The 11,681-nt window shown below is 43.0% G+C and carries 13 protein-coding genes; 11 read left to right on the top strand and 2 right to left on the bottom strand.

The features are described from left to right. Window positions 1-324 precede the first annotated feature (324 nt). Window positions 325-1,584, bottom strand: coding sequence for a ferredoxin reductase family protein (locus J3492_RS12665; RefSeq protein ID WP_020444588.1), 1,260 nt, complete (start codon window positions 1,582-1,584; stop codon window positions 325-327). Between the two features lie 320 nt (window positions 1,585-1,904). Between J3492_RS12665 and J3492_RS12660 the strand changes: the two genes are divergently transcribed. The 11 genes from J3492_RS12660 to J3492_RS12610 all read left to right on the top strand — a co-directional run bounded on the left by J3492_RS12660 (window position 1,905) and on the right by J3492_RS12610 (window position 11,124). After that, entirely contained in the window at window positions 1,905-2,510 is a 606-nt protein-coding gene (locus J3492_RS12660) for a cytochrome b/b6 domain-containing protein (protein ID WP_020444589.1), read from the top strand. A gap of 19 nt (window positions 2,511-2,529) precedes the next feature. Beyond that, window positions 2,530-3,204 carry a response regulator gene (locus J3492_RS12655; RefSeq protein ID WP_020444568.1) on the top strand — a complete coding sequence of 225 codons (675 nt, stop codon included), beginning with the start codon at window positions 2,530-2,532 and terminating at the stop codon, window positions 3,202-3,204. Window positions 3,205-3,268: 64 nt separating this feature from the next. Next, a complete protein-coding gene (locus J3492_RS12650) occupies window positions 3,269-4,732 on the top strand; it encodes an ATP-binding protein (RefSeq protein WP_011959972.1) in 1,464 nt (487 codons plus the stop codon). A 99-nt stretch (window positions 4,733-4,831) separates the two neighbouring features. Then, window positions 4,832-5,422, top strand: coding sequence for a PepSY domain-containing protein (locus J3492_RS12645; RefSeq protein ID WP_011959973.1), 591 nt, complete (start codon window positions 4,832-4,834; stop codon window positions 5,420-5,422). After that, the gene (locus J3492_RS12640) at window positions 5,415-5,729 is read left to right on the top strand and encodes a hypothetical protein (RefSeq protein ID WP_020444569.1); all 315 of its coding nucleotides are present in this window, start codon (window positions 5,415-5,417) and stop codon (window positions 5,727-5,729) included. Before J3492_RS12645 ends, J3492_RS12640 begins: the two co-directional genes overlap by 8 nt. A gap of 67 nt (window positions 5,730-5,796) precedes the next feature. Beyond that, complete coding sequence (locus J3492_RS12635) at window positions 5,797-6,867, top strand: FAD:protein FMN transferase (RefSeq protein ID WP_227501911.1); 1,071 nt, start codon at window positions 5,797-5,799, stop codon at window positions 6,865-6,867. A gap of 63 nt (window positions 6,868-6,930) precedes the next feature. Then, the gene (locus J3492_RS12630) at window positions 6,931-7,614 is read left to right on the top strand and encodes a ferric reductase-like transmembrane domain-containing protein (protein ID WP_011959976.1); all 684 of its coding nucleotides are present in this window, start codon (window positions 6,931-6,933) and stop codon (window positions 7,612-7,614) included. A gap of 81 nt (window positions 7,615-7,695) precedes the next feature. After that, the gene (locus J3492_RS12625) at window positions 7,696-8,397 is read left to right on the top strand and encodes a VIT1/CCC1 transporter family protein (RefSeq protein WP_011959977.1); all 702 of its coding nucleotides are present in this window, start codon (window positions 7,696-7,698) and stop codon (window positions 8,395-8,397) included. 136 nt (window positions 8,398-8,533) lie between these two features. Next, the gene (locus J3492_RS12620; RefSeq protein WP_207992396.1) at window positions 8,534-9,166 is read left to right on the top strand and encodes a recombinase family protein; all 633 of its coding nucleotides are present in this window, start codon (window positions 8,534-8,536) and stop codon (window positions 9,164-9,166) included. A gap of 351 nt (window positions 9,167-9,517) precedes the next feature. Further along, the gene (locus J3492_RS12615; protein ID WP_207992395.1) at window positions 9,518-9,841 is read left to right on the top strand and encodes a hypothetical protein; all 324 of its coding nucleotides are present in this window, start codon (window positions 9,518-9,520) and stop codon (window positions 9,839-9,841) included. Window positions 9,842-10,128: 287 nt separating this feature from the next. Next, the gene (locus J3492_RS12610) at window positions 10,129-11,124 is read left to right on the top strand and encodes a phosphatase PAP2 family protein (RefSeq protein ID WP_207992394.1); all 996 of its coding nucleotides are present in this window, start codon (window positions 10,129-10,131) and stop codon (window positions 11,122-11,124) included. Window positions 11,125-11,268: 144 nt separating this feature from the next. Here J3492_RS12610 and J3492_RS12605 read toward each other — a convergent pair whose 3' ends face one another. Further along, window positions 11,269-11,433 carry a CsbD family protein gene (locus J3492_RS12605; RefSeq protein ID WP_207992393.1) on the bottom strand — a complete coding sequence of 55 codons (165 nt, stop codon included), beginning with the start codon at window positions 11,431-11,433 and terminating at the stop codon, window positions 11,269-11,271. Between the last annotated feature and the right edge of the window lie 248 nt (window positions 11,434-11,681).

The raw sequence follows: 11,681 nt of genomic DNA, 5'->3' as shown, positions 1-11,681 counted from the left end.
CGGTACCCTAGTGAGGACTTGAATATTCGGTTGTACGCTATTGTTATCATCACTCCTAGTTATTTATAGTAGCTCCGTGTACACAGTAGTGTCCTTTTTAACATGAAATGGCGGTATATCCATTTCATGTTAAGTCACTGTAGACCATTAAGTATAAGACGGCCTTTAAACCACCAGGCTCCTGATCAACGTTCGATGACTTAAATTAATCTGTATACCATTGTCGTTCGCCTACTTAGCACTAGCACCGATGACTTTATGACTTGAGCCAGCGTGCCATTTGTCTTATTGGGTTTGTGTTAAGCACGGCAAATTGTACGTGTTCTAGCGAAAATCAAAAAACTCATAATGAATATTTTTGGCAGGAATACCATTTTCTTTCATTAACTCTTGTACTTTTCCTAAAAGCCCTTTTGGACCGCAAAAACTAATCTGAATCTGCTTTGGATTAACTTCACTGGCGACTTGCCGAATGGTTTCAGCCATGGCATTACTGCCACTTGGGTTGGCTACGAAATCTACTCCAGACTGTTCTGTCATCTCCTGCATACGCTCAACACTTGGAAAAACACGCGCAGGATCGAAGCAATATATCAGAGTGGCACGTTCAAAATGACCGATAGTTTTATCCTCTTGCCAAGAAATAAAGGGAGAGATTCCTACTCCGGCACCAATCCAGATTTCACGCTCTGCATTTGATATACGTTTAAAATTACCATGAGGCGCATAAATATCAGCCAACATACCCACTTTGGCTTGTTCATTTAGCTTTTTTGTATAATCACCCAATGCTCGAATCACAAAATGGATGTGTCCAGTATCAGAAGGTGCGTTAGCTATGGTAAAAGGATGCGGCTCGTGCAAACCTGGTTCTTTAAGAGAGATAAAGGCAAATTGACCAGCCTTAAATTGAAACCCTTTACGGACTGGCTCAAACTCCAAGTGTACCGCCGCTTTGCCCTGGGATATAGCGACTAACTTATACTCTCCGGCTTTGGCAATGAATGGGTACAATATCATCTTGTACAATGCTGCAATCACGCCTACAGAACAAAGTAGTGCTAACCAAATACCTGCTGGACTAGTCAGTGTGATGGGAGACTCAAAGCTCAGCCAATGTAGTATAACGATTAAAAAAAGTGGGCCTGAGAACTTATGCAACCAACGCCAGTTGCCATACGGGATTTTGCGATTCAGCGCCAGTAGTATAATCAGACCTAACGCGACAAGGCTGAGTTGACGCATCAAACGCGTCCAATATTTGGACAACTCCAAAATGGGCGCAAGATCCCAAGCGTCTAGCTTGGCTTTGAAGACAAAATGATAGACAGCGAAAATAAGTGCCCATATAGCAATCCACTTATGCGCTTCATAAACCCTATCCAGACCGCCAAAGAGCCTTTCAATACCGTGCCAACGGCTAGCGAGTATGCATGAGCTTGCCATGCACGCTAAAGCCGAAGCACCCATTATCAAACTGACTGTTGCTGATGTGATCCACGTTTCAGAGGAAATTTGCATGAGTACAGTGATTGAAGTGATCAGTACGACACTACCGATCACTTGCCATGACTTTAAAGCCATAAGAATCTCCCGAAAAATTATTTTATTGCCGTTAAGAAAGCTTGATTTAACAAGTAGGTATTTATTGAGAAGTATGGCTAATAATACAGCCTGATTCTTAAATAATTCTTAAGTGGTGTATATGGCACGACGTAGGCTACCGGTTCGCTGCACAATGATTTACCTGTTTTAACGTCCTAAGCTCACCTTAAGATTTGTTTGTTGTAATAGCGATAAGGCAGATAATGTGATATCTCGTCTGCTTACGATATCTTGCTGATTTTCAGTGTTTAGCAGCGGGTGTTGTCAATAAACAAACAAATGATTAAGGAGTGACAACCATGAGCCAAAAAGACATCATTAATTGGGACGACTCTTCTGCACATGTACCGAACATGCCTAAAGCGAGGCAAGTAAAAGTTTGGGACCTATTAGTAAGAGTGACTCATTGGACAGTCGCAGCTGGTATTATTGCTAATCTGTTTTTTACCGAAGATGGTGGTGAGTGGCATGAGTATGTCGGCTATACCGTTTTGGGACTGGTGGTCATACGTTTACTTTGGGGTCTGGTTGGCACGCGCTATGCACGCTTTACTGGCTTTTTCCCCACACCAAAACGACTCAAACGGCATGTATCAGATTTAAGCGTTCGACGCGTTGATGAGCAGAATCTTGGTCATAACCCCTTGGCCGCACTGATGATGTTATCGTTATGGGCTGTGACTATAGGGTTAGGACTAACCGGTTATCTGATGGAAGCAGGGCTGTTTGGTGATAAAGAGGTGCTTGAAGAGATTCATGAGTTATTAGCAAACAGCTTATATCTACTGGTTCCTCTACATATCATCGCAGCGATTGCCATGAGTTACTGGCAACGCCAAAACCTCATTAAATCAATGATAACGGGCAAAAAAACGGTGACAGACAAGCCGACTACTATGAAATAAGTCAAGCGATGGAGCACTTATGGCACGCATATTATTGATAGAAGACGACAGCACCATCGCTGATGGAATTGTCCTTGGCTTAAAAAGTCATGGCATGATGGTGGATTGGTTTGGTGATGCCAAGCAAGGTGAGATGGCGCTGCAAGATGGCATGTTTGATGCGGTACTGCTGGATTTGACCTTGCCAAAAGGTGATGGCATGACCGTCCTAAAAAACTGGCGGGAAAAACACATAGATACGCCAGTATTGATTATCACCGCTCGCGATGCGATTGCCAATCGTGTGGCAGGACTCAATGCCGGCGCTGATGATTATTTGGTGAAGCCATTTGCATTAGATGAGGTGATTGCCCGTCTACAAGCATTGATGAGACGCAGCCAAGGTCGGTGTCAACCTGAAGTCCGTTATGGCGAAGTGGCCTATCAGCCTCAGAATCAGCAAGTCTCTTATCAAGGCAAAATGGTAGAATTAACCATCAAAGAAGTGGCAATCTTAGAGCAAATGCTGACCCACCCTAAGCAAATCCACAGCCGCGCAAGCTTAGAAGACAAGCTATATGGGTGGCAACAAGATATCGAAAGCAATGCCATTGAAGTACACATTCATCATTTACGTAAAAAACTGGGCAATGATTTTATCTTGACCAAACGCGGTATTGGCTACTATCTCAATCCAGTCCATAACCACCATTAACCACCGTTAGGCATTCAACGGTCTGTTTTTGGTGCCTCCACTTTGTCTGCTACTTGGTGAGCCTATGAAAAGTATTCAGCAACGGCTATTAACATCGCTACTGATTGGTTTACCTTTGCTGTGGGTGCTTACCTCAAGCTTTATTGCGTGGAAGCTTTGGCACGAAATCAATGAGATGAATGACACCCAAATCACTCAAGTTGCCCGTTATTTAATAGGGGTCGCCCCCAAAGAAGAGGACGATAAAGACCATCATAGGCAAAGGGATGATAACAAAAAGCACACGCCCAAAATCTATGCGTTAAAAAGTAAGCAGCTATCAGGTGATCTTGGTGAGGCTGAGGATGACTATATGGGCTTTGCCATTTGGGATAAAAAAGGCCGTCTATTAATGGCTGATGAAAATGGTCAATCATTTGCTTTTTTGCCAGACCAGCATGGGTTTTTAGAAGAGCATGATTCTGCCTATCAGCGCCTCAACCCTTTTAGTAAGCGCTGGCGTTTATTTTACGTCCATGATGATCATGACTATGAAGGTCGGGTCATTGCCGTCGGACAGAACCTCAAATCTCGCCGAGAGATGATTACTGATGCCATGTCCGTGCAAGTGCTGCCGATGTTGATTGGGCTATTTGCATTTATGGGTTTGGTGGTGTGGCTGATCCGGCGGGGGTTTATGCCGTTAACTCAGATTAGTAGTGCGCTTGAACAGCGTCAACCGCAAGATGATAGCCCCATCACAGCGGACGTGCCCAAAGAGATCCAACCGTTAGTGAGCGCCTTAAATGTCTTGTTTGTAAAAGTCGCGGATACCCTAGCACGTGAGCAGCGCTTTACCGCCGATGCCTCACATGAGCTTAGAAGCCCGCTTGCGGCGTTAAAGCTACAAGCTGATTTGTTACAGCAGCAGATATTGCAGTTATCTGGCGTAGAAGACGATAATCAGCTGTTCTATCATGCCCAAAACATTAGCAATGGCATTGAGCGGGCCACTCATTTGGTCGATCAACTGCTGATTTTAGCCAAAATAGAACCGCAACAACAATTACCTCCTGAGCAATTAGAAAGTCCGGATTGGTTGATGCTAACGGATATTGTACTCAGTGATGTCAATCGGCTAGCTCGTGAAAAGCACATGCAATTAAAACGCACTGTGAACTGTGACAATCCTGCTGATATTCTACCCATCCTTATCAATCCAATTTTATTCAAACTGCTCATCCGTAACCTGTTGGACAATGCCATTCGCTATTGTCCCGAGGGCGCTTTGATTGAACTTCAGCTCGACACCAATGCTATTAGAGTGGTCGATAATGGCAGTGGCGTCGAGCCAGAACAACTGACGCGCTTAAGCGAGCGCTTTTATCGCCCAGCAGGTCAAAGCCAATTAGGTAGCGGTCTTGGGCTATCCATTGCCAATCGAATAGCAGAGCTGCACGGTCTGACGTTAGAGTTTGCTAACCGCTCTCAACCAGAAACTGGCTTTATCGTCACGATAAGACATAAAAAAGCGATATCAAGCATCTGATAAAACGATAAAAATTAATCGGCGTGGGCTTAAGGTTGAGTTAATATTTACCCCGTATGCTAGTTGTATTCCCTAATAATATAGACGGAGTACAATCTTATGAGCCTACCTCTATTAAAACCCTTATTATTGACTGTTGGTGCAACCTCATTAGTGTTTTTTGGTGGCGTTATCGCCTTATCTGTCCAGTCGCCCAGCGCTGATGACGCACTATCAGCTGCGAATGCCATGAGTCAAAATACTGACATTACCTCTATATCCTCTGATTTATCGTCCTTTAAAGCCGTGGCAAACCCTCTCACGCAATCCCCATTTGCCAATCCATCACCTCTGGCGGCACTCACAGCCACGCAAGCAACTGCGCTTGCGCAGCAAGACGCGCCCAATTCAGTATTGCAGGCTTCACCCGAGCTCGTCAATTATAACGGCACCGTCGCTTATGAGGTGCTATTAGACAGCGGCGCTACTTATATTGATGCCAGTGTCGGCACTGTACTGAATCCGGTTGCGACCAATGACTATCGTGCTGAGAGATTTGACGATGACGATTATGAAGATAAGCACCACGATGATGATAAACGTAAAGAGGATAAACATCGCAAAGCACACGATAAAAAATACTATAAAGAGAATGATCGCCTAATCGCCATGAGCTATCAGCAACATGATGAGGAGGAATACGATGACTAATACCAAATCACATTCGACACCAGCCGTCAAAAAAACGGCTAAAAAAGCAGATCCTTTTGCCGCTCTTAAAAGCAGCATTATGATGGTCTCGATTGCAGGTACTATGGCAGGATGGCTGGTACTACTCAATCAAGAACAAAAAACTGCCCCTGTGAGCACTGCCATTATAAGCACTGCTGTTGCTGAGTCTGATGAAAGGGCAGTCACGCCAACGCCCATCGCTGATATCAATCAATTGCGACAGGTCAATGCAGTCGCACCTGTTGAGGTAATAAGGGTTGTCGCTCGTACGCGATCTTCTCAATAAATAAGAAAAACCACAGATTATTTAGTTTGAATGTTTAGTCAAGGGAGGGCTTTGAATGCACACAAATATGTCCAATCAAACAACACCGCAACTGGCAACGATTAAACTGTTTGCCATGGGTTGTCACATTCAAATTAGCTTAAATACCACAAGACTGAGCGCGCAACCTTCACAAATGAGAATAGACCAACAAGTCGCTTTTTTGACAAACGATATTCAGCAGCGCTTAGCTGACTGGGAACATATCTTCAGTCGTTTTGATGACAGCAGTGAGCTTATGAGACTGAATAACCGTGGCGACCAATGGTCTGAGGTGAGTTCAGAATTATTTGAGGTGTTGCAGCGTGCCATTCACTTTGTCTCAAAGACTCAAGGCTTAGTAACACCAACGTTATTGCACCCTCTATGGGACGCAGGCTATAAGCATTCATTTGAGACCTTGCCCAAAATGTCTGTGCCATCATTACCTGTTACTAGCGTAAGCACCCCTACAAACGTGCAAGACACGACAAGTGCTAACCATGCCAATCAGCAGATAGAAGGTATTCAGCTTCGCCAGTTAGCTGACAGACAACATCAAGTATATCTGCCAGCTGGCATGGCACTGGATTTGAATGGATATGTCAAAGGGTGGTGCGCCATGCAGTTGGCGGAAAATATTAGCCGAGTTCATGACTGGCATATTCCCTGCTTAGTCGATATGGGTGGGGATATCGCGATTGGTGTTCCAAAAAACCCAACAGATAAACCGGTGTCTTGGGGAGTGGCTGTTGCCAAGCCGTATTTTGCCAATAGTGAGCACGTTCACAATGATGAAGATGTGGCGATCCTCAAGCTCAGCTCTGGGGCTGTCGCCACATCTGGGCAAGATTATCGTCGCTGGTTGCACGACGGCCGCTGGCAACATCATTTGATCCATCCGCATGACTTGCGTCCAGTAACAAGTGACGTCCTAACTGCAACGGTACTGGCGAAAGATGCGATGACGGCGGAGGTATACGCCAAATACTGCGTGCTTCTTGGTGTTAAAGCAGCCGTGGCGTGGCTCAACAAACACCATATTGCGGCGTTGTTAATAGATAGGGATAACAAAGTGATGGTGACTTCTGCCATGCGTCCAAACCTGCTTGCTAGTTAATTTATCACGCGACATGCGCTAGATATCAATACATTAAGTAAAGCCATTCATAGGAGCATAGTCATGCATACAGACCATCCTACCAGCAGTCATACTGCTTCCAATACTAATGTTCTCACTCAGGCTCTATGGGTTGGCTTAACGTTAAGCATTGCTATCGGAGTTGGTGGTTATGCGTCGTTAACTTGGGGAGAGACGGTATCTCAGCTACTGACCAGCACAGATAAACACTTTTGGTATTTATCACGGGCAAGCGGTGTTATCGCTTATACGTTATTTTGGTTGGCAGTCATTTTTGGCTTGTTGTTAAGCACTCGTTTAGGCAAGCGCTTTAATGCAGCGCGGGTATTTGTCTTACATCAGTATCTAAGCCTGATTGCCGTAGGCTTTGCCGCGTTTCATGCTGGTATCTTATTAGCAGATAATTTCTTAAATCTGAACTTATGGCAGGTGCTAATGCCTTTTGGTTTTCAGACTGAGCGTGTGGGCGTGGCCTTGGGGCAGTTGGGGTTTTGGTTCTTATTTATCTGTGCGTTTAGTTTTTATATTAAGCAGTATATTGGTCAATCAGCATGGCGCTGGCTACACTTTTTGACCTTTATGGCGTATATGTTCATCAGTATTCATGTGTTTATGGTGGGCTCAGACAGTCGCGCGCTGCCTTTGTTATTATTTTATGCCGGCAGTCAAACAATAGTCTTTTTACTAATAACCTATCGAATAATCGCTTTAAAGCAAGCAAGGTAACTATGTGGAAATTGGTGTGTCATTATAGGCTACACTGACATATTCTAATTTATGTCTAAATCGTTTGAGGGTATCTATGCTATGCATCATTCTATTCACGACGAAGCTCATCTAAGCAATCGCAATCATTGGCTTAGGGCAGCAGTACTTGGTGCCAATGATGGACTGATTTCAACCGCGAGTCTATTAGTCGGTGTCGCTGCAGCAAGTGCAAATAGTCAAACACTGCTATTGACAGGGATGGCCGCGTTAACCGCAGGTGCTCTATCGATGGCAGCTGGTGAGTATATTTCAGTATCGTCTCAAGCTGATACCGAAAAAGCGGATCTGGATAAAGAGTTGCATGAACTGACTCATAATGCTGAGCGCGAGCTATTTGAGCTCACCAAAATTTATGAGAAACGTGGACTGGATCATGTCTTAGCGCATCAAGTTGCCATAGCTTTGACTGAGCATGATGCACTAGAGGCGCATGCCCGAGATGAGATTGGTTTGACAGATCTGAGTCAAGCTAAGCCGATTCATGCGTCAGTTGCTTCTGGATTGTCATTCATTGCGGGCGCCATATTACCGATTATTGGTATTTTACTTTTGCCAGCACAAACACTGGTTTGGTCACTCGCGACTTTAACGATAGTAGGCTTAGCGCTACTTGGCATAATATCAGCGCGCTTGGGCGGTGCCCCTGTTATTCCTGCTACGTCTAGAGTTGTGATATGGGGTGTGCTCGCTATGGTCGCAACATCATTGATTGGTCGGTTGTTTGGGGTGGCAGCATTATAGGGGCCTCATAAAACTGGTCAGTAAATAAGGGCATACCCCAAGGGAACCAGTTATTTTACCCTTCAAACCTATTAACAGACCACTTAAAACAGACTGGTATAATGGAACCACTTATAACAGACTATTTTAGGTGCTTATGTTTATCAGAGCGTATTTACGAGCGTCAACCAAAGAGCAAGACGCTAAACGTGCCAAAAGCGAACTCATAGCATTTGCCAACGATCATGGCCACAAAATTGCTGCCTTCTATGTCGAAAACGAATCAGGAGCTATTTTAGTGCGACCAAAGCTTATGCAGCTGATTGAAGATGCTCATAAGGGCGATGTTATTTTAGTTGAGCAGATTGATCGCTTGGCGCGTTTGAACCAAGCTGATTGGGATACGCTTAAAAGGATGCTATCAGAAAAAAAGCTCTCTATCGTATCAAAAGAGCTACCGACCTCATATATGGCGCTTCAATCTGAAAGCAACACTGAATTTATGAGCAGTGTATTGCAGGCCATTAACTCAATGATGCTGGATATGCTCGCAGCCATTGCTCGAAAAGACTATGAGGATCGCCGTAATCGTCAGATGCAAGGTATTGCTCGTGCTAAGGCAGAAGGTAAGTATTCAGGACGTAGGAAAGATACGGAAAAGCGCAAGATCATCGCTAGTCTGCTCAAATCAGGTCATAGCTATTCTGATATTCAAAAAATGACCAAGTGCTCACGGCATCTGATCGCTGATGTAGCCAAGGAAAGACCGAAGATGCTCAGTACTCATTAAGTGGTTCCACTACAGCAGTCTACTATGAGTAGTCTATTAATTGATTAATGAGTCTTTTTAGATAGTTCCGCTGGGATATACCTTTAAACTGTTATCCCTTCTACCTTTGCTAAGGCGAACCTAATAAAAAGATAACTGTTACCTTTCACTACCTGAAAACATTAAATCTGTCTGTTAGGTTTAACTTATTAGTTGAGAGTTATTTTGCTTTCATAAAAGAATGATAGCAATAAAAAATAAAAAGAGTAAATGGTCTGCGTTAGTACTTAAATTAGCTCAGCTCAATGACTGTATGATCGTTTCCTAGAGTTTTTTAAATATTTCGACCTTAATTATAATAAGGATATTAAAATGAAAACATCAGTACCTACGAAGTCGCTTCAAAATAAATTATGGATAGTATTTTTGGTAAGTTTCTTTGGTCTCAGCGCTTGCAGCAGTGAGACAGAAGAGCCAGCTCCTGATACAGAATCTAGCGAAATGACACCTGTGCAAACAGCAACCGAGGCTGAAGATCAAATCCCAGCTTCCACAGAGGATGTAGAAGGCGCAGGAGGTACAGCGTACTATTCTAGTAATGGCAGTGTAGAAAATGATCAAAAGGCTGATGATACGGTTACTGTCAATGAAAATAACTCGAACTTAGATCAAACACCAGCAGATGGAGTGCAGTAAGTATCAGAAAGCGAACAATCCATTAAATATTAAAGGGTTTCTGTAAGGTTGTGATTAGCTTAAATCGCTCTGACTATATCGGCGGCTGATTTACTTAAGTCAGACAGCTATGTCTAATAGATTAAGATCATCATATCTTTACAACCAGATCACTTCATTACTAAGTATAGTCTCACTCAATATCGTTTACTAACTAAGACTTAGTGACTTAAACAGAAGTTCTATCCAGAGCTTTAACTAGAAAGTAATTACTCAGGGTTCAGCATACTCTCGGAAAAGGTTTAATAATGATATCTTTAATATCAGAAAATCAGCCATTGTTCGCCTTAGGTTTTCTGATTTTTCTGGTTATCTCTGTTCTATTGGTTTTTCAGTACGTGGTTATTCGTTATGGTCAGCAGCTTTTCACTCAAGCAATCCGCTGTTGGGTGAGGACTAAACGGAATCTTGCAAAGAACAAACGTATCATTCTATTCAGAGGTAAGTATCCCAAGCTGGATGTGATAATGTCTCGGCGGTTTAATTTACGGGATTTTTATGGGCTGTCACTGACATTTCTATGGGTAGTGATAGGTTGCATGCTGGTGTTATTCATTGCATTGGCTGAAGCTGTGGCTACGTTGAATTCTATTGTTTCCATCGATTATTTTATATCGTCACAGATGAGCTTACTACGTGATTCCGACGTTGTTGTTTTTTTAGTCCTGATAACCAGCTTTGCGTCTACCCCTATTGCCGTTTTGGTGGTTTTGTTTGTTGCTGTGAATTGCTGGGTAAAGCAGCAACGCTATATAATAGTAGGGTTATTGATTGCTACTTTAGGCAGCACTGCATTTACTTCTTTGTTGAAATATTTATTTCAGCGTGAAAGGCCTGCTAATAGCTTATTAGTTGCGCAAACTTATTCGTTTCCAAGTGGTCATGCGACGACCGCTATGGCGTTATATGGATTTATCGCTTACCTACTGATTCGATTCAACCAAAATTTCGCTCAAAAAATTCGTATATTTACAATAGCGATTCTTTTTATCATCTTGATCGGATTGAGCAGAGTTGTATTGAACCAGCATTATCTAAGCGATGTACTGGGTGGTTATCTAGTAGGTGCATTTTGGTTGACACTTGGCATCAGTATTACAGAGTGGCTAAGCGTAGAAAGTAAAATCATATGGAAAGTCGAGTGGTCAACTTCTCATGCATACATGATATGGCTGAGCGGATTAGGTGTGTTTATTAGCACGTTGATTTACGCAAAAATCTATCAACTTCCAATGTTATCTTAGCCATCAAAGTAAGCCACTACGAAGTATCGACACCAATAGCACACCGCTAAAGGATCAAGTCCTAACTAAACTGACTAAAAAAGCCCGTGATCATAGTCACGGGCTTTTTATATTTCCAGGGTATGATTATTGAAGATAGAATAATCAATATTTATTTTGGTTACGCCACTCATCTACATCCCGTTCAGCATCTTCTTTTGAATGACCATAACGCTCTTGGATACGGCCAACCAATTTGTCACGGTCACCTTCGATATGGGTTAGATCGTCATCTGTTAAATCTGCCCACTTCTTTTTATCGTTTGTCATTAAGTTATATAAATAGATGAAGGCACTTACTATTTAATATCGCAAACATACAATCAATTTAGTGAACACCAGTTTATCAAATGAAAGCTGCTTTTGGGGCTTAGATAATTCTAAATGTCCTTATACTGAAGGTATCACCATTTTATGTTCAAGATTACACTTCTATGTACACTGAGCTGCTATAAATAACTATAGCCACTGATACCAATAGCTTGCAGCCAAATATTAAAGTCCTCACTAGGGTACCG

It is taken from the genome of Psychrobacter coccoides, from assembly GCF_017498085.1.
GTDB classification, from domain to species: Bacteria; Pseudomonadota; Gammaproteobacteria; order Pseudomonadales; family Moraxellaceae; genus Psychrobacter; species Psychrobacter coccoides.
The sequence above is the reverse complement of the archived record's forward strand: the minus strand, read 5'-3'. Positions and strand labels throughout refer to the sequence as shown.